Genomic DNA, 18,186 nt, shown 5'->3' with positions numbered 1-18,186 from the left:
TTGCTAATTAAAGGGGGATTCTATGAGTAAAGCCAGTAATAATGGTAGTGTCTCAAAGAACGCACTTTATTGTTCCTTTTGCGGTAAGAGTCAGCACGAAGTACGCAAATTAATTGCAGGTCCTACTGTATTCATATGTGATGAATGCGTTGAATTGTGCATGGATATTATTCGTGAAGAGAACAAGTCTTCTATTACCAAGTCACATGAAGGTATTCCAAATCCACAAGAGATACTTCGGGTTCTTGATGAGTATGTCATTGGACAAGGGCAAGCAAAAAAGGTTTTGGCAGTTGCTGTCCATAATCACTATAAAAGATTGGCGCATTCTTCCAAGAGTAGTAATGTCGAGCTTGCCAAATCTAATATCCTTTTGGTTGGTCCTACGGGATGTGGTAAGACTTATCTGGCTCAAACGCTGGCGCGTATCATTGATGTTCCTTTCACAATGGCTGATGCGACAACGTTGACAGAAGCTGGTTATGTTGGTGAAGACGTTGAAAATATTATTCTCAAGTTATTGCAAGCTGCAGATTATAATGTAGAGCGTGCTCAGCGTGGTATAGTTTATATTGATGAAGTGGATAAAATATCTCGGAAATCGGATAATCCTTCTATTACGCGGGATGTTTCTGGAGAAGGAGTTCAGCAAGCTCTTTTGAAGATTATGGAAGGAACTATTGCTTCTGTTCCGCCGCAAGGAGGCAGGAAACATCCTCAACAGGAATTCTTGCAAGTAGATACGACAAATATTTTGTTCATTTGTGGCGGAGCATTTGCAGGATTGGATCGGATAATATCTGCGCGAGGAGAAAAAGCATCAATAGGTTTTTCTGCTGTCGTCAAGGATTCAGATAATCGTCCTGTTGGTGAAGTATTGCGTAATCTTGAGTCGGAAGATTTAGTGAAGTTTGGGTTGATTCCAGAATTTATAGGGCGTCTTCCAGTGCTGGCAACCCTTGAAGATCTTGATGAGAATTCTCTGATTAGGATTCTATCTGAACCTAAAAATGCTTTAATAAAACAGTATCAGTGTCTTTTTGATATGGAGGATGTAGAGCTTGTCTTTCATGAGGATGCTTTGAGAGAAATCGCTAGATGTGCGATCGCTCATAAGACGGGAGCTCGAGGTTTACGTTCTATATTAGAAAAAATACTCCTTGATACTATGTTCGAATTACCTATGTTAAAGGGAGTCAGCAGTGTGATTATCTCTGATGATGTTGTCAAAGGTAAAGCGTGTCCCCTTAATGTGTATACCGATAGAAGAGATGAAAAGGCTAATGTTTCTGCCTAAGTATTTATCATTGAAATGTTAAAAGGATTGAGAAATTTTTTAAGGAGATGAAAAAGTTAGATTATGGTGTACATGTGATTTAGTAATAGGATGATGTACTGATTTCTAACGATAGCAGGTCTGGAGGATATTTTTCTTAGTGACTCTTCTGTACTCTTTTTTATTCGTTAGATATATTTGGTGTGATCAAAGGTTAGGGTTACGTTTATAAATCTCTAATCATGGTATTATTAATTGTTTATTTCGGTGGGTGGTTTTGAATCAAAGCGATGAAAAAAGGGAATATGTTACGTGTGAAGACGAAAGTAAAGATCGTTGTGGCGCTGATGGTATAATCTATCCACTTCTGCCATTGCGTGATATTGTAGTTTTCCCTTATATGATTGTTCCACTATTTGTGGGGAGAGAGAAATCCGTTCGTGCCCTTGATGAAGCGATGAATTCTCATAAGAAAATTATTCTTGTTACTCAGATGAATTCAAATGATGAAAATCCAATTGCTTCTTCTGTTTATAGAATTGGTACTATAGTGGATATAGTGCAAATTCTCAGGTTACCCGATGGTACTGTAAAAATTTTGGTAGAAGGAAGCGTTCGAGCGCGTATTGTTGAATATATAGAGCGTGAAGATTTTCTAGAAGCTATTACTCAGGTATTGCCAGATCCTACTGAAGATCCAGTTGAACTTGAGGCACTTAGCCGTTCTGTTATCGCCGAATTTAGTAATTACATAAAATTGAACAAAAAGATATCTCCCGAAGTGATAGGGATAACGTCCCAAATTGAAGGTTTTTCAAAACTAGCTGACGTTATTGCTGCTAATTTGTCAATTAAAGTAGCTGAAAGACAAAAAATATTGGAAGCTGTTTCTGTTAAAGAGCGTCTTGAGATGTTGCTTGTCTTCATGGAGAGTGAGATATCTGTTTTACAAGTTGAGAAGCGTATACGTTCTCGTGTTAAACGTCAGATGGAAAAAACTCAGCGTGAGTACTACTTGCATGAGCAAATGAAGGCAATTCAAAAAGAACTTGATAATGGTGAAGAAGGTCGCGATGAAATAAGCGACTTTGAAGCCCGTATTTCTAAAATAAGACTTTCAAAAGAAGCGCGTGAAAAAGCTTTATCTGAATTGCAGAAACTACGACAGATGAATCCTCTCTCTGCTGAGTCCTCCGTTGTACGTAATTATTTAGATTGGCTTTTAGGTGTTCCGTGGGACAAAAAATCAAAGACTAAAAAGAATCTTGATTTTGCTATTCGTATTCTTGATCAGGATCATTTTGGACTTGAAAAAGTTAAAGAGCGCATTATTGAGTATTTAGCAGTGCAAATGCGTGTTATTAAAAATAAAGGATTGATTCTTTGTTTTGTAGGGCCTCCAGGCGTCGGGAAAACGTCATTAGCTCAATCTATTGCAAAAGCTACAGGACGTCAGTATGTACGGATGTCTCTTGGTGGTGTTTATGATGAAGCAGATATTAGGGGACATCGTAGGACTTACATAGGTTCGATGCCGGGGAGGATTATACAGTCACTTAAAAGAGCAAAAAGAAGTAATCCTTTGCTATTGCTTGATGAGATAGATAAGATGGGATCTGATCTTAGAGGGGATCCATCTGCAGCATTATTAGAAGTGTTGGATCCTGCTCAAAACTCTTCATTTGTTGATCACTACTTAGAAGTTGAATATGATTTATCCGATGTTATGTTTATCATGACGGCTAATACGCTAAATATTCCTCTTCCTTTGATGGATCGTATGGAAATTATCCGTATTGCTGGTTATACCGAAGAAGAAAAATTACAAATAGCTAAAAATCATCTTGTTAAAAAAGTTTTGACTGAACATGCGCTGAAACAGGAAGAGTGTTGTATTAGCGATGGCGTGTTATTAGATATAATTCGCCTGTTTACACATGAAGCGGGGGTTCGTAGTTTTGAGCGCGCATTGATGAAGATAGCGCGTAAAGCAGTAACAAAAATTGTAAAAAATTCTGATACAACCGTTTCTATTAATGAAAATAATTTACAGGATTATCTGGGTGTTCCTCGTTATAAGTATGGTAAAATAGAAGGAGAGGATCAGGTTGGTATTGTTACAGGATTAGCTTGGACTGAGGTAGGGGGTGAGATACTGACGGTAGAAGGAGTCATCATGCCTGGCAAAGGAGAAATTACGATTACAGGTAATCTTAAGGAAATCATGAAAGAATCTATTTTAGCAGCGTCTTCTTATGTAAGATCAAAGGCTACAACTTTTGGCATTATTCCTTCTGCATTTAATGAGATTAATATACACGTTCATGTCCCAGAAGGTGCTACTCCCAAAGATGGCCCGTCCGCTGGTATTGCTATGGCGACTGCGATAGTCTCTATTATGACTTGTATCCCCGTTTATAAGAATGTTGCTATGACGGGTGAATTAACGCTTCGTGGGAGGGTATTGCCTATAGGGGGATTAAAAGAAAAACTTCTTGCCGCCCTGAGAGCAGGTGTGACAAAAGTCCTTATTCCTGAAGAGAATATCAAAGATCTGATGGATATTCCTGAAAACGTTAAAAATGGATTGGAAATTATACCCGTTTCTTTTATGGGAGAAGTTCTAAAACATGCATTATTGAGGATGCCAGATCCTCTTGAAAGTGAAGGTAACAAATCAATTCCTTTATCTGTAGAGGGTATTGTTGTTGGTAAAGATGGCAGATCAGTAGCTCATTAAAATCGATATGGGATTTACGTTAATTATTTCAATTCCTTTATAACGGGTGTGAAATATTATAGGGATATTAGGAATTGATTTGCATTTTTATAGGAAAGATATTTCTGGATGTTTCAAGGCATTTTCGAGTAGCTTGGCGTATTGGACATGTGTTATTTCTATAGCTCCGAATTGTCGTAAGTGATTAGTTATAAACTGTATGTCCAAAAGTAGGAATTGGCGTTTCTTGAGGTGTTTAACTAGATGGGTAAGACAAATTTTTGATGCATTTTCCATATGAGAAAACATGCTTTCTCCAAAAAATACCGCTCCGAGCGATACTCCATATAGTCCTCCTACTAATACATCTTTTTTCCATGCTTCTATTGTATGAGCATATCCCATATAAAAAAGATCAATATATGCTTTTTGGATTGTCATATTAATCCAAGTTGTTGGACGCTTCTGTGTTTTCTGAGCACAAGCAGAGATTACGCTTTCAAATGCTGTGTTAATACGGATATCGTATAGTTCACGACGGATATATTTTTTTAATCTTTTTGGAGTATGAAATGTTTCGAGGGGAATTATACCTCTTCTTAAAGGTTTGATCCATGAAATGTCTTGGCTGTTAGCTGAATCCGCCATTGGAAATAATCCCAAAGAATATGCTTTTATTATACTGTCTGGATCTATATTCACAATGTTGCTACTTCAGCGGGTGAGATATTTGGGATTGTTATTTTAGATATTTATTTTCTAACCAATGAATATCATAGTTTCCTTCTATGATGTCCTCATTTTTTATGAGTTTCTGGAACAATGGTATGGTTGTTTTAATTCCATCTATGATAATCTCGTTCAATGCACGATTTAGACGCATCATGCATTCTTTGCGGTTTTTCCCATGTACGATTAATTTAGCAATAAGGCTATCATAGTAAGAAGGGACTGTATACCCTTGATAAGACGCAGAATCCATTCTTATTCCTAAGCCACCAGGAGCATGGAAATAAGTAATTTCTCCTGGATTAGGGATAAAATTTTCAGGATCTTCGGCATTGATTCTGCATTCAATAGCATGACCGGAAAAGGTTATATCTTTTTGTTGGACGGACAAACGGTTTTCCGATGCTACGTAGATCTGTTCATGTACAAGGTCTATGCCTGTGATTGCTTCAGTAACAGGATGTTCTACTTGTAACCGCGTATTCATTTCAATAAAGTAGAACTGTCCATTTTCATAAAGAAATTCGATAGTTCCTGCGCCACGATAGTCAATTTTTTTCATGGCTTTCACACATGTTTCTCCTATTTCTGTGCGATCCTGTGCACTGATTACAGGGGAGTGTGCTTCTTCCCATATTTTTTGATTCCGACGCTGTACTGAACAATCGCGTTCACCAAAATGAATTGCATTTCCCATGCCATCTCCAAAAATTTGCACTTCAATATGACGTGGATTTTCAAGATATTTTTCTATGTAAACAGCATCATTGCCAAAGGCGGCAAGTGCTTCGGAACGCGCTTGATCAATTGCTTCGCTGAGATCATTTTCAGAGTATGCTATGCGCATACCACGCCCTCCTCCTCCTGCAGAGGCCTTAACTAAAACAGGGAAGCCTATTTCTTTGGCTATAGGCATAGCAGTATGCGGATATACCTCTCCAGATCCGGGAACTACAGGAATTCCAAGTTGTTGGGCGGTTTTTTTAGCGGTAATCTTATCGCCCATAATTTTTATATGTTCTGAAGAAGGTCCAATGAATTTAATGTGATGATCTTCTAGTATTTCGGCAAATTTTGCATTTTCCGAAAGAAATCCATATCCAGGGTGGATAGCATCAGCACCGGTTACTTCACATGCAGCGACTATTTGTTGAATATTCAGATAGCTATCTTTTGAAGAAGGAGGGCCAATACACACGCTTTCATCTGCTAAGCGTACATGCATCGCACCAGAATCTGCCGTTGAATGTACCGCCACTGTAGGAATACCTAGTTCCTTACAAGCACGTAAAATGCGCAGGGCAATTTCTCCACGATTGGCGATAAGAATCTTAGAAATCATTTATTATCCCCCGTTTTTTCTAAAACCAAGAGGGCATCACCATATTCGACTGATTGTCCATCTTTTACATTGATATCCTGAACTTTACCAGAGCATGGTGCGACGATATGATTCATGGTCTTCATAGCTTCGATAATAAGAAGAGTTTGTCCTTCGACCACCAGATTCCCTTTATTAACAAAAGGATCGCTTCCTGGACTGCTAGCCAAGTATGCGGTTCCCACCATTGGAGAGGTTACAGTATGGTAATTGTCAGGGGAAAGAAGAGGGATGAGATCTGATTCAGGAGGAGTATTATCTATTGTACTAGATGGGGGAAATCCTACCAGAGAATGGTTATTTTTATTATCTTCAGAATAATAATTTGTAACAGTATCTTTTTGTGGAGAACGCAACAGACGAATACGCATTCCATCGTTATCTATCTCAACTTCTGTCAAATTAGTTTCATTAAGGATATTCGCAAGATTTCGGATTAGTGTCAGGTTAATTTTTTGTTTTTTATCAGTCATAAGATATCAAATCAAACTTCTCATTTTTGTCGCATCATCTTAAGAGTCATAATTAAGTAACTCACGCTTTGAAATTAATTTTTATGCTAGTAAGGGTCTTATACCACTGTCAATGTTATGAATACAAAGTTTTTTAGAAAAAAAACAAGAGCAATGATGGAAGAATAAGGCGATTTTATTCGTGCACAAACATGATAATCGCATTAATTTACCGGCATTTAACTTTTCTTCTTCGCAAGAGTATAGAGGTGCTGACATAGTAAAACAAGGATTTCTTTACATTTGAAATGCCATTGCTTAACTAAATTGTTTAGGAAATTATCTACGCTAGAGATTTTTCTGTTATCAATAGGGTAAAATCATTTATTTTTTAATATGATTTAAAAAAAACACTTCAAATTAAGGAACAAAATTGTTACTAAAAGTGGGATTATAGCTTTTCGAATGATTTTATATGGATTCATCTTGACGTGAGCGGAAGAAAATATTACCACGGCAGGTACACTTGTATCTTTTTAGTTCTTGGTACTCTTTTTCTGGTATAATTCCAGGAATGTGGTTGTTCGTGAACATGTCGTTTTTCGGTGTGCTTTCCTTTGGCTATTTTTGGATGGGCTATTTTGCTGGTGCGTTTTGTGTTCAGCTGTTGTGTTTTGTTTTTGAATTGTAAATGTGAGGGATATAAAGATGTTTAGGGAGAGTGCTATAGATGCCTACTGTTAATCAGCTTATACGCAAACCTCGTAAAGGCTCTTTTCGCGCTTGTGCTAAAGTAACCGCTCTTAGAGGTAATCCTCAGAAAAGAGGAGTGTGTCTCCGTGTTTACACAGTGACACCTAAAAAACCTAATTCTGCGTTGCGTAAAGTTATTAAAGCACGTTTAACAAGTGGCGTTGAAGTTATAGCTTATGTTCCTGGAGAGGGACACAATTTGCAAGAACACTCAGTGGTTATGTTGTGTGGTGGTCGTGTAAAAGACCTTCCTGGGGTTAAGTATCGGGTTATCAGAGGGGTTCTTGATGCGCAAGGTGTGAAGAATCGAAAACAGGCTCGTTCTCGATATGGGGCTGAGCGTCCCAAATAATTGTGATGTTTGCCGATAAAGTATCGGTCGTTTTTTAGAGTGTTGTAAGTAGATTGAGAAAGACAGAGAGTTATATATGTCCCGACGTCGTAGAGCGGTAGTGCGTGAAGTGTTGCCAGATCCAAAATTTTCTGATTTTGTCGTTGCTAAATTCATGAATGCCATTATGTATGGTGGCAAGAAATCCGTGGCGGTGAGTATTGTTTATGGAGCCTTTGATTTGGTTGAAAAGAAGGAGAAGAAAGATCCGGTGGCTTTGTTTCGACAGGCTTTGATTAATGTTACTCCTCAATTTGAAGTCCGTACTCGTCGTGTGGGAGGGGCTGCCTATAGTGTTCCTGGGGAAATAACATCGAAACGTAGCCAAGCGCTTGCGATTCGTTGGCTTATAATGGCTGCGCGTAAGCGTAATGAAACGACCATGATAGATCGTTTGGGCGGAGAGATTATTGATGCTGCTAACAACCGAGGGGTTGCGGTAAGGAAGCGTGAGGAAACGCATAAAGTGGCTGAAGCTAATCGTGCTTTTTCGCATTATCGTTGGTAAAGTTATTGCGGGGGATGCAAAGAAATGGCTCGTAAGTGTAAGATAGAAGATAGCCGTAATTTTGGTATTATGGCACATATAGACGCTGGGAAGACGACAACTACTGAGCGGATATTGTATTATGCTGGAAAATCTCATAAGATTGGCGAAGTGCATGATGGTTCTGCTACTATGGATTGGATGGAACAAGAACAGGAGCGTGGTATTACCATTACATCTGCATCTACCACGGTTTTTTGGCCAGGTCGTGATGGTGGTCAGAAAAAGTTGACAATTATTGATACTCCTGGGCATGTTGATTTTACTATGGAAGTTGAGCGTTCTATTCGTGTTACGGATGGGGCGATAGCGTTATTAGATTCTAACGCTGGTGTTGAACCGCAAACAGAAACGGTATGGCGTCAGGCTGATAAGTATTCTGTTCCGCGTGTGATATTTTGCAATAAAATGGATAAGATGGGTGCGGATTTTTATCGTTCTGTTGAGATGATTTCTTCTCGCCTGGGGGCGAATCCTTTAGTGATACAATTGCCTGTGGGGTCTGAAAGCAATTTTCAAGGGGTGATTGACCTAGTTGAAATGAAGGCACTATTGTGGAAAAATGAGGATTTAGGTTCCAGTTGGGATGTGGTCGAGATACCTGAAGATATGAAAGATTCGGCTAATTCTTATCGCGATAAGATGATTGAGTCTATTGTTGAGTTAGATGATTCTGCTATGGATTCTTATCTTCAAGGTGAAAGTTTTAGTTCCGATAGAATACGTTCTTTGATTCGTTTGGGGACTATCTCTGTAAAATTTTTTCCTGTCCTGTGTGGTTCTTCTTTCAAAAACAAGGGTGTGCAGCCGTTGCTGGATGCAGTTGTTGATTACTTGCCATCTCCTCTTGATGTGCGGGCGATTAAGGGTGTCGATGTGAAGAGTAATAGTGAGATTGATGTGTCTGCGGTAGATTCTTCTCCCCTCTCTATGTTGGCATTTAAGGTAATGGCAGATAGTTTTGTTGGTTCGTTGACTTTTTGTCGTATTTATTCAGGGAAAATTTCAAAAGGGGATTCCTTGTTGAATACAGTCAAGGGTAAAAAAGAGCGTGTTGGTCGTATGTTGCAGATGCACTCTAATTCCCGTGAGGATATTGACGAGGCATATTGTGGGGATATTATTGCTCTGGCAGGATTGAAAGAAACCACAACTGGTGATACATTATGCGATCCTTCAAGGCCTATTGTTTTAGAGCGGATGGATTTTCCTGAGCCTGTGATACAGATTGCTATTGAGCCTAAATCAAAGGGGGATCAGGAGCGTATGTCTTTGGCTTTGAGTCGTCTCGTTGCGGAAGATCCTTCGTTGCGAGTGAGTATGGATCCAAATTCTGGTCAAACTAATCTATCTGGTATGGGTGAGTTGCACCTTGAGATCATTGTGGATCGGATGTTGCGTGAATTTAAAGTAGATGCTAATGTCGGGGCTCCTTATGTTTCTTATCGTGAATCAGTTACTAAGAGCTGTGTTCATGATTACATTCATAAAAAGCAATCTGGTGGTGCAGGACAATTTGCTAAAGTCAAGATAGCTTTTGAACCTAATCCTGATGGAGACGATTTTGTTTTTGAATCGAAAATTGTGGGAGGGGCTATCCCAAAAGAGTATATTCCTGGTGTTCGCAAGGGTATTGAGAGTATGCTATCTTCTGGTCCGTTGGCTGGTTTCCCTATGCTTGGGATGAAGGTCACTTTATTGGATGGTGACTATCATGATGTTGATTCCTCTGTTCTTGCGTTCGAAATTGCTGCTCGAGCTTGTTTTAGAGAGGCGGCAAGTAAAATGGGTGTACAGTTATTAGAGCCCCTTATGAAAGTTGAGGTTACTGTTCCTGCAGAATATGTTGGGGATGTTATTGGTGATTTGAGTTCGCGCAGAGGGCAGATTCAAGGGCAAGAGAATCGTTCCGTATATGTTGTAATTGATGCTCATGTGCCTTTGTCTTGTATGTTTAAATATGTGGATTCGTTGCGTTCTATGTCGCAGGGTCGAGGGCAATATACAATGATTTTTGATCATTATGCTCCTGTTCCTGCGCATGTTTCTAAGGAGATACAAGAAAAGTATTCTGTTGTAAAATCTGCATGATTTGCTGTAAATAATTGGTTTTTTAGGACAATAAATCGTCTTTCAGGGCATTATATTTATTGAGATGGAGAGATAGGAGAGATTAATTCGATGGTGGAAAAACGATATGTTCGTAACAAGGAGAGTCTTGGTCTCAGTACTATAGGTCATGTTGATCATGGTAAGACGACGCTGACGGCGGCTATTACGAAGTACTATAGTGAAGAGAAGAAAGAATATGGCGATATTGATAGTGCTCCAGAAGAGAAATTACGGGGTATTACGATTGCGACTGCGCATGTTAGCTATGAGACGGATAAGCGGTTTTATAGTCACATTGACTGTCCTGGGCATGCTGATTATGTGAAGAATATGATTACTGGTGCGACGCAGGCTGATGGTGCTATACTTGTTTGTGCTGCAGAGGATGGTCCTAAGCCGCAGACGAGGGAACATATTCTTTTAGCGCGTCAAATAGGTATTTCGTCGATAGTTGTTTATATGAATAAGGTTGACGCTGTTGATGACGATGAATTATTGGATATTTCTGAATATGAGATTCGTGACCTTTTAAAGGAACATAAATATTCTGATGATACGCCTATTATTCGTGGTTCTGCTCTTTGTGCATTGCAGGGTACTAATAAGGAATTGGGTGAGGATTCTATTCATGCTTTGATGAAGGCTGTTGATACTCATATTCCTACTCCTCAGCGTTCTTTGGATGCTCCTTTTTTAATGCATATAGAGGGTTCTTGTGGGATTGAAGGGCGTGGTACTGTTGTTACTGGTTGTATCAAGCGTGGTAGGATTAAAGCTGGATCTGACGTTGAAATAATTGGTATGGGTGGTAAGAAGCTTAAGGTCAAGTGTACAGATGTGGAGATGTTTCGTAAGAAATTAGACGAAGCGATAGCGGGTGATAATGTAGGTTTGCTTCTTCGTGGAGTAAATCGTGCGGATGTTCCAAGGGGTAGGGTTGTTTGTGCTCCTGGTTCGATTCAAGAGTATTCTAGGTTTAGGGCGAGTGTTTATATTCTGACAGCTAGTGAAGGTGGTCGTACTACAGGATTTATGGATAATTATCGCCCACAGTTCTTTATGGATACGGCGGATGTTACGGGAAGGATCATTCTGAGTCCTGGATCTCAAGCGGTAATGCCTGGTGATAGGGTGGATTTAGAGGTAGAACTTATTTATCCAATTGCGATGGAGCCAAATCAGACTTTTTCTATGCGTGAAGGAGGAAAGACGGTAGGGGCTGGTTTGATTCTTGAAATTATAGAATAATACGTCTGTCCATATTAATAAGGAAATATATCGTTTATAGATAAGTTTTGAGAAAAGGGGTAGATTGTGAGAAGAGGTTTAAATAAATGACAAGTCGGAACATCCGTATTTGCATATGCCTGAAAGCGTTTGATTCACGGATACTTGATTCTTCTATGCGTGAAATTGTGTTAACTACTAAAAAATCTGGTTCGCAGATTGTAGGTCCTATACCTTTTCCTCGTTCTATACGAAGGTTTACTGTTAATAGATCTCCTCATGTTGATAAGAAGAGTCGAGATCAATTGGAAATGCGGATATACAAGCGTTTGCTCTATATTATCAAGCCTACTCCTCAAACGGTTGATGCTTTGATGAAATTAGATATCGCCGCTGGTGTTAATGTAGTAATTAAACTGTAGCTTTTGAGAGGATGAGTTAATGCGTTCGGGTGTTGTTGCGCGAAAATTAGGCATGACCTGTGTGTATAATATTGAGGGTAGGCGTATTCCCGTGACGGTGTTGCATTTAGATAATTGTCAGGTGGTGGTTCATCGTACTTTGGATAAGAATGGGTATATGGCTGTCCAAGTTGGTGCGGGAGAGGCGAAAGTTAAAAATGTTTCTAAGCCTATGCGAGGTTTTTTTTCATCTGTGAATGTGTCTCCCAAAAAGAAATTATTTGAGTTTCGTGTTCAAAAAGACGATGATTTATTGCCGGTTGGTTCTGTTTTTTCTCCTAGTTATTTTACTGTTGGTCAGTTGGTGGATGTGACAGGTATGACTATTGGTAAAGGATTTTCTGGAGCTATGAAGAGGCATAATTTTGGTGGTCTTCGTGCTACGCATGGGGTTTCTATATCGCATCGTTCGCATGGTTCGACGGGGTGTCGTCAGGATCCTGGTCGTGTCTTTAAGAACAAAAAGATGGCAGGTCGTATGGGTGGAAATCGTGTCACTGTTAAAAATTTAGAGGTTGTGTCGGTTGATGATAAGAGGGGATTGATCCTTGTTAAGGGTTGTGTTCCTGGTGCTAAGAAGAATTCTTGGATTCTTGTGCGAGATTCTTTTAAAAGTGCGGTGAATTGTAAGGGGAAAGTTTCGTGATAGAGTTAAGTGTCAGGAATCTTGACGGAGAGGATAAGGGTGTTATCTCCGTTTCGGAAGATATTTTTGCTTTAAAGCCTCAACAGGGTATTTTAGCGCGGGTTCTTCGTTGGCAATCTTGGCGTAAAAGGATTGGATGTTCTAAATCAAAAGGGCGTTCTGAGGTTGCATATACTGGTTCTAAGATGTATGTGCAAAAGGGAACAGGTAGAGCTAGGCATAGTTCTAAGTCTGTTTCGCAGTTTCGTGGTGGTGGAAAGGCCTTTGGTCCCGTTCCTATTATTGGTGTTCATGCCCTGCCGAAGAAAGTGCGTTCTCTTGCATTGCGTCATGCTTTATCAGACAAGTTTTGTTCCAATGATATTATGGTTATTGATAATTTGGTTTCAAAGGAGTGCAAAACCAAATACTTGGTAACACGTTTTCGTGCTCTTGACTTATCAAATGCACTTATTATTGATGGCTGTCAGCTAGATAGAAATTTTCAACTCGCTGCTCGTAATATTCCAAACATTAATCTCCTGCCCGTTCAGGGGATTAATGTTTATGATATTTTGCGTTGTTCTAAGTTGGTTCTGTCTAAGTCTGCTATTGAGGCTTTGGAGGATCGTTTTAAATGATAAATATTCGGTTTTATGATACTATTATATCCCCCGTTATAGCAGAAAAATCCACTTTGTTAGCCGGACAAAATCAGGTCGTTTTTAATGTTAAAAAGGATTCTTCCAAGTCTGAGATCAAGTCCGCTGTTGAAGCGTTGTTTAGTGTAAAAGTAGTTTCTGTCAATACCTTGATTCGGAAGGGAAAGGTAAAACGTTTGAGTAGAATTTCTGCTGCTCGTAGCCGAGTGAGGTCTTCTCGTGATATGTATGTATCGCGCAAGGATGTTAAGAGGGCTTTTGTAACATTGGCTAAGGGGTATTCTATTGATATTTCAGCTGGTGTTTAGGGATGTTTGTTTTTAAGGAGATGGTATTGTGGCGTTAAAGAATTTTAATCCTGATACATCGGGTAGACGTCAACTCGTTATGGTAGATCGTAATTCTTTGCATTCAGGGAAACCTATTAAGTCTTTAACTAGGGGATTGTGTTCTAAAGGGGGACGAAATAACACTGGTCGTGTCACTATGCGTTTTCGTGGAGGTGGGCATAAGAATCGGTATCGTCTTGTAGATTTCAAGCGCGGTGAATATGGTCTTGAAGGTGTTGTGAAGCGGTTAGAGTATGATCCTAATAGGACAGCCTTTATTGCTCTTATTTCGTATTCAAATGGATCGCTGGCTTATATATTGGCGCCACAGCGTTTATCTGTAGGCGATAAAGTTATTTCTTCAGATAGTGCTGTTGACGTCAAGCCTGGGAATGCTATGCCGCTACGATTTATTCCTGTAGGGTCGATAGTTCATAACGTTGAGATGAAGCCTGGAAAAGGAGGGCAAATATCTCGTTCTGCTGGTTCTTATGCACGACTCGTGGAGCGAGATCGTAGTAGAGCTCTTCTGCGTCTTTCTTCTGGTGAGATGCGTTTTGTTCACTCTTCTTGCATGGCTTCTATAGGGGCGGTTTCGAATCAGGATCATAGCAATGTTAATCATGCTAAGGCAGGTCGTGCTCGTTGGCTGGGTATGCGTTCGCATGTTAGAGGAGTGGCTATGAATCCTGTGGATCATCCTCATGGTGGTGGTGAAGGTAAAACGTCTGGAGGTCGTAACCCTTGTAGTCCTTGGGGAAAGCTTACAAAGGGAAAGAGGACACGATCAAACAAATCTACAGATGTTTTTATTGCTCGTTCTCGGCATAAGAATAAGAAATAGGGAGTATTTATAGTGGCGCGTTCAGTTCGGAAGGGTCCTTTTGTTACCAAGTCTCTTCTTAAAAAAGTATCGCAAGCTCGTGATTCAGGTGGTCGTGGTGTTGTGCGGGTATGGTGTCGTAATTGTGATATTATGCCACAATTTATCGGTTTGACATTTGGTGTATATAATGGTCGTAAGCATGTGCCTGTATCTGTTAGTGAGGAGATGGTTGGGTTTAAGCTTGGTGATTTTGCTCCGACGCGTCATTGTCCAGGGCATGGTAGTGATAAAAAGGCTAAGAGGAAGTAGTTTATGAGCGGGAAGAGGAGCGTGTCAAAGCGTCGAATGGGGGATAACGAAGCTAATGCTATTGCAAGCATGCTCCGTGTTAGTCCTCAAAAATTAAATCTTGTTGCTGCTATGATTAGGGGAAAAAGAGTTTCTGATGCTCTTGCCGATCTTGAGTTTTCGCGAAAGAGAATTGCTGGTGAAGTTAGGAAAACTCTTTGTTCTGCTGTTGCGAATGCAGAAAACAATCATGATCTTGATGTTGATCGTCTCATAGTGTCAGAAGCCTATGTCGGTAAGTCTGTTTTTATGAAACGATTTCATTGTAGGGGGCGTCAACGTATTGGCCGTATTGTCAGGCCTTTTTCTCGTTTGACTGTTATAGTTCGTGAAGTCTCGGATGAAGGAAAGGTTGTATAATGGGGCAAAAAATTAACCCTATCTTGTTTCGACTTGGTGTGAATTGTACTTGGAATAGCCGCTGGTTTGCGCGTGGTTCTGAATATGGTGCTCTTTTACATGAGGATTTGAAGATACGTGAATATCTGCAATGCCATTTAAAGCAAGCAGGTGTTGCGAAGATTTTGATAGAGAGAACTCATAAAAATTGCCGTATAATTGTTTATTCCGCTCGTCCGGGTTTGATCATCGGAAAAAAAGGGACAGATATAGAAAAAATTCGTAAAAAACTTTCTAATATGACAAATTCTGAAATCCATTTAAGTGTTAATGAGGTTCCTAAGCCAGAAATCAATGCAACCTTAATAGCTCAGTCTATTGCTCAACAGTTGGAGAGACGCGTGGTTTTTCGTCGTGCTATGAAGCGCGCTGTTCAGTCTGCTATGCGTTTTGGAGCCGACGGAGTGAAGGTCATTGCTTCGGGACGTTTGAATGGTGCAGAGCTTTCCCGTACTGAGTGTTATTTGGAAGGAAGAGTTCCTCTTCAAACTCTTCGTGCTCATATTGATTATGGAACTGCTGTGGCTGAAACTGCGTATGGATCATGTGGAATTAAGGTATATGTTTCCTTGCGCGATGAAGTTTCTGATTCGGATAGTACAATACCTGCTGCTGAGCATCGCGTAGTAGAAAAGGATAGTTAAGGTGTTTTTCATTGATATGATCAAGAGTTATGGTTTTTCTTTTGGGAGAGGATAAAGTATGCTGCGTCAACCTAAAAATACTAAATATCCTAAACAGTTTAAAGGGCGTATTAAGGGTGTAGCAAAAGGAGGTTCTCGAATCTGTTTTGGTAATTTTGCCCTTAAAGCTCAAGAGGCTAATAGGATTGGATCAAGCGAAATTGAGGCGGCGCGCCGTGCTATTAGTCGTGGTATGAAGCGTGCTGGTCGTGTTTGGATTTGTGTTTTCCCTGATGTGCCCGTAACTGCTAAACCTACAGAAGTTCGTATGGGAAAAGGAAAGGGTAATGTTGAGAAGTGGGTATGTCGTGTGAAGCCAGGGCGTATTTTATTTGAGATTGATGGCGTCAGTGAGGAAGTTGCTAGGCGGGCCTTTCGTCTTGGCGCAGCCAAATTATCTGTCGTGACGAAGTTCATACAGCGAGTCGTAGAATGAGGATAAAATGTTAAAATTCAAGGATATTTCTGTTATGAGTATTGATCAGTTAACGGAGAAGTTGATTCAGTTAAAAAAAGATCAGATGTCTCTTCGTTTCCAAAAAGCTTCAGGACAGATTGAAAAGCCTTTCCGTATGAGAGAGGTAAGTCGTGATATTGCACGTATTAAAACTATGATGAATAGTCGAGTTTTTAAGAATAATTCTTAAGGGGATAGAAATGCCGAAGCGGGTTTTGCAGGGAATGGTTGTTAGTGATAAATCTGAAAAGACTATAATTGTTTTAGTTGAGAGGAGGTTTTCTCATCCTCGTTTTCAGAAGACTATTCGCCGTTCCAAGCGGTATGCTGTCCATGATGAGAACAATAAATATAAAGTGGGGGACTTTGTTTCTATAGAAGAATCTGCGCCTATTTCGAAGAAGAAGAGTTGGTTGGTGATTGATTCTGAAGGGGTGTAGATTTCGCTTATCTTGAGAGAGTATAGGTGTTTTTTGAATAGATCTTTATGTGTTGTGTTATAAATTATTTTAGGTAGGTTTTTGTATGACGGCTCGTTTGATTTTAATAAAGAGGGTGTTGCAGCGATGATTCAAATGCAGACAAGTCTTTCGATTTCTGATAACTCTGGTGCACGTTTGGTTAAGTGTATTAAGGTTTTAGGTGGTTCAAAGCGTAAATGTGCTTCTATTGGCGATACGGTTGTTGTTGCAGTTAAAGAGGTTATTCCTCGTAGTAAGGTAAAGAAGGGTAGTGTTCAGAAGGCTATCATTGTTCGAGTGAGCTATGGTATTCGCCGTTCTGACGGGAGTGTAGTTCGTTTTGATAAGAATGCTGCTGTTTTGATAGATAATAAAAAGGATTTGCTAGCTAGTCGTGTTTTTGGTCCTGTTCCACGTGAATTGCGTATTAAAGGTCATCTGAAGATTCTTTCTTTAGCTGCAGAAGTTGTATAAGGAATCATGACAATGGAAAAGATTCGTACAGGTGATCGTGTTTTAGTATTGGCTGGAAAAGACAAAGGTAAGGCTGGGCAGGTTATGGGAGTTGTGCGTAAATCTGGTCGGGCTTTTGTTCAAGGTGTGAATATTGTAAAGCGTCATCAACGTCAAACGCCTAATAAGGAGGCTGGGATTATTTCCAAAGAAGCATCTATCCATCTTTCTAATCTGTCTTTGATTGATAAAGATGGTAAGCAAGTGAGAGTTGGCTTCTCGTTCGTTGATGGTAAGAAGATTCGTATAGCAAAACGTTCTGGGGAGCCTATCGATGGTTGATTGTAAGTATGAGCCGCGTTTGAAAAAAGAGTACTGTCTGCGCATTCGTGAAGCGATGCAGCAGGAATTCTCTTACAAGAATGTAATGCAAATCCCGAAAATTGAAAAAGTAGTTGTTAATATGGGAGTGGGTGAGTCTATTGCTGATTCTAAGAAGGCGGAATCGGCTGCTGCTGATCTTGCTTTAATCACTGGGCAAAAGCCTGTTATTACTCGTGCACGCCGCTCTATTGCTGGATTCAAGCTAAGGACGGGTATGCCGATAGGTACTAAAGTGACCTTACGTGGTACGAATATGTATGATTTTCTCGATCGTTTGATTAACATGGGTATGCCGCGTATCCGTGACTTTCATGGCTTGAATTCTAGAAGTTTCGATGGTAGTGGAAATTTTTCTTTTGGTATAAGGGAGCATATTGTTTTTCCAGAAATAAACTACGATAAAGTTGATTGTGTCTTAGGTATGGATATATCCATTTGTACTACTACTAGGAGTGATAGGGAGGCTAAGTATTTATTGACTCTATTTGGTTTTCCATTTCCAAAATGATTT

At 39.8% G+C, this 18,186-nt stretch carries 23 protein-coding genes; 20 read left to right on the top strand and 3 right to left on the bottom strand.

Features of this window, described 5'->3' with window-relative positions; all coding sequences use genetic code 11:
- The first annotated feature begins 22 nt into the window (after window positions 1–22).
- Together clpX and lon are read left to right on the top strand one after the other, a co-directional pair.
- Window positions 23–1,297: an ATP-dependent Clp protease ATP-binding subunit ClpX gene (gene clpX / locus CD16_RS00715; protein ID WP_012778490.1), complete on the top strand. Its 1,275-nt coding sequence runs from the start codon at window positions 23–25 to the stop codon at window positions 1,295–1,297.
- 331 nt (window positions 1,298–1,628) lie between these two features.
- The gene (lon, locus tag CD16_RS00710) at window positions 1,629–4,016 is read left to right on the top strand and encodes an endopeptidase La (RefSeq protein ID WP_171816666.1); all 2,388 of its coding nucleotides are present in this window, start codon (window positions 1,629–1,631) and stop codon (window positions 4,014–4,016) included.
- An 87-nt stretch (window positions 4,017–4,103) separates the two neighbouring features.
- Here the strand turns inward: lon and aat are convergent, their stop codons facing one another.
- From aat to CD16_RS00695, 3 genes are all read right to left on the bottom strand, one after another.
- Window positions 4,104–4,643 carry a leucyl/phenylalanyl-tRNA--protein transferase gene (aat, locus tag CD16_RS00705; protein ID WP_012778488.1) on the bottom strand — a complete coding sequence of 180 codons (540 nt, stop codon included), beginning with the start codon at window positions 4,641–4,643 and terminating at the stop codon, window positions 4,104–4,106.
- Between the two features lie 91 nt (window positions 4,644–4,734).
- Window positions 4,735–6,066, bottom strand: a complete 1,332-nt coding sequence (accC, locus tag CD16_RS00700; protein ID WP_012778487.1) for an acetyl-CoA carboxylase biotin carboxylase subunit — start codon at window positions 6,064–6,066, stop codon at window positions 4,735–4,737.
- Complete coding sequence (locus CD16_RS00695) at window positions 6,063–6,578, bottom strand: acetyl-CoA carboxylase biotin carboxyl carrier protein (protein ID WP_012778486.1); 516 nt, start codon at window positions 6,576–6,578, stop codon at window positions 6,063–6,065. The genes accC and CD16_RS00695 overlap by 4 nt, the downstream gene beginning before the upstream one ends.
- A gap of 709 nt (window positions 6,579–7,287) precedes the next feature.
- On the opposite strand from CD16_RS00695, the gene rpsL reads away from it, so the two are divergent.
- From rpsL to rplE, 18 genes are all read left to right on the top strand, one after another.
- Window positions 7,288–7,662 carry a 30S ribosomal protein S12 gene (gene rpsL / locus CD16_RS00690; protein WP_012778485.1) on the top strand — a complete coding sequence of 125 codons (375 nt, stop codon included), beginning with the start codon at window positions 7,288–7,290 and terminating at the stop codon, window positions 7,660–7,662.
- Between the two features lie 76 nt (window positions 7,663–7,738).
- Window positions 7,739–8,209 carry a 30S ribosomal protein S7 gene (rpsG, locus tag CD16_RS00685; protein WP_012778484.1) on the top strand — a complete coding sequence of 157 codons (471 nt, stop codon included), beginning with the start codon at window positions 7,739–7,741 and terminating at the stop codon, window positions 8,207–8,209.
- Between the two features lie 24 nt (window positions 8,210–8,233).
- Window positions 8,234–10,339 (top strand): elongation factor G, encoded by a 2,106-nt coding sequence (gene fusA / locus CD16_RS00680; RefSeq protein WP_012778483.1) that lies wholly within the window; start codon window positions 8,234–8,236, stop codon window positions 10,337–10,339.
- A 90-nt stretch (window positions 10,340–10,429) separates the two neighbouring features.
- On the top strand, window positions 10,430–11,608 hold the full coding sequence (gene tuf / locus CD16_RS00675) for an elongation factor Tu (RefSeq protein WP_012778370.1): 1,179 nt from the start codon (window positions 10,430–10,432) through the stop codon (window positions 11,606–11,608).
- 86 nt (window positions 11,609–11,694) lie between these two features.
- Window positions 11,695–12,009 (top strand): 30S ribosomal protein S10, encoded by a 315-nt coding sequence (gene rpsJ, locus CD16_RS00670; RefSeq protein ID WP_012778482.1) that lies wholly within the window; start codon window positions 11,695–11,697, stop codon window positions 12,007–12,009.
- 19 nt (window positions 12,010–12,028) lie between these two features.
- On the top strand, window positions 12,029–12,694 hold the full coding sequence (rplC, locus tag CD16_RS00665) for a 50S ribosomal protein L3 (RefSeq protein WP_012778481.1): 666 nt from the start codon (window positions 12,029–12,031) through the stop codon (window positions 12,692–12,694).
- Window positions 12,694–13,314 carry a 50S ribosomal protein L4 gene (gene rplD / locus CD16_RS00660; protein WP_031934751.1) on the top strand — a complete coding sequence of 207 codons (621 nt, stop codon included), beginning with the start codon at window positions 12,694–12,696 and terminating at the stop codon, window positions 13,312–13,314. The genes rplC and rplD overlap by 1 nt, the downstream gene beginning before the upstream one ends.
- Entirely contained in the window at window positions 13,311–13,643 is a 333-nt protein-coding gene (rplW, locus tag CD16_RS00655; RefSeq protein ID WP_012778479.1) for a 50S ribosomal protein L23, read from the top strand. Before rplD ends, rplW begins: the two co-directional genes overlap by 4 nt.
- A 28-nt stretch (window positions 13,644–13,671) precedes the next feature.
- On the top strand, window positions 13,672–14,508 hold the full coding sequence (rplB, locus tag CD16_RS00650; protein ID WP_012778478.1) for a 50S ribosomal protein L2: 837 nt from the start codon (window positions 13,672–13,674) through the stop codon (window positions 14,506–14,508).
- Window positions 14,509–14,520: 12 nt separating this feature from the next.
- Window positions 14,521–14,799, top strand: a complete 279-nt coding sequence (rpsS, locus tag CD16_RS00645) for a 30S ribosomal protein S19 (protein WP_012778477.1) — start codon at window positions 14,521–14,523, stop codon at window positions 14,797–14,799.
- A gap of 3 nt (window positions 14,800–14,802) precedes the next feature.
- Window positions 14,803–15,198, top strand: coding sequence for a 50S ribosomal protein L22 (gene rplV / locus CD16_RS00640; protein ID WP_012778476.1), 396 nt, complete (start codon window positions 14,803–14,805; stop codon window positions 15,196–15,198).
- Window positions 15,198–15,881 (top strand): 30S ribosomal protein S3, encoded by a 684-nt coding sequence (rpsC, locus tag CD16_RS00635; RefSeq protein ID WP_012778475.1) that lies wholly within the window; start codon window positions 15,198–15,200, stop codon window positions 15,879–15,881. The genes rplV and rpsC overlap by 1 nt, the downstream gene beginning before the upstream one ends.
- A gap of 61 nt (window positions 15,882–15,942) precedes the next feature.
- Window positions 15,943–16,356: a 50S ribosomal protein L16 gene (gene rplP / locus CD16_RS00630; protein WP_031934749.1), complete on the top strand. Its 414-nt coding sequence runs from the start codon at window positions 15,943–15,945 to the stop codon at window positions 16,354–16,356.
- A gap of 7 nt (window positions 16,357–16,363) precedes the next feature.
- Window positions 16,364–16,567 (top strand): 50S ribosomal protein L29, encoded by a 204-nt coding sequence (rpmC, locus tag CD16_RS00625; RefSeq protein WP_012778473.1) that lies wholly within the window; start codon window positions 16,364–16,366, stop codon window positions 16,565–16,567.
- Window positions 16,568–16,577: 10 nt separating this feature from the next.
- Window positions 16,578–16,817, top strand: coding sequence for a 30S ribosomal protein S17 (rpsQ, locus tag CD16_RS00620; RefSeq protein ID WP_012778472.1), 240 nt, complete (start codon window positions 16,578–16,580; stop codon window positions 16,815–16,817).
- A 126-nt stretch (window positions 16,818–16,943) separates the two neighbouring features.
- Window positions 16,944–17,312 carry a 50S ribosomal protein L14 gene (rplN, locus tag CD16_RS00615; RefSeq protein WP_012778471.1) on the top strand — a complete coding sequence of 123 codons (369 nt, stop codon included), beginning with the start codon at window positions 16,944–16,946 and terminating at the stop codon, window positions 17,310–17,312.
- A gap of 12 nt (window positions 17,313–17,324) precedes the next feature.
- A complete protein-coding gene (gene rplX, locus CD16_RS00610) occupies window positions 17,325–17,633 on the top strand; it encodes a 50S ribosomal protein L24 (protein ID WP_012778470.1) in 309 nt (102 codons plus the stop codon).
- Entirely contained in the window at window positions 17,626–18,183 is a 558-nt protein-coding gene (gene rplE, locus CD16_RS00605; RefSeq protein ID WP_012778469.1) for a 50S ribosomal protein L5, read from the top strand. The genes rplX and rplE overlap by 8 nt, the downstream gene beginning before the upstream one ends.
- The last annotated feature ends 3 nt before the right edge of the window (window positions 18,184–18,186 follow it).

This window comes from Candidatus Liberibacter asiaticus (assembly GCF_000590865.3).
Taxonomy (GTDB): domain Bacteria; phylum Pseudomonadota; class Alphaproteobacteria; order Rhizobiales; family Rhizobiaceae; genus Liberibacter; species Liberibacter asiaticus.
This window is presented reverse-complemented; position numbering and strand designations above follow the sequence as displayed.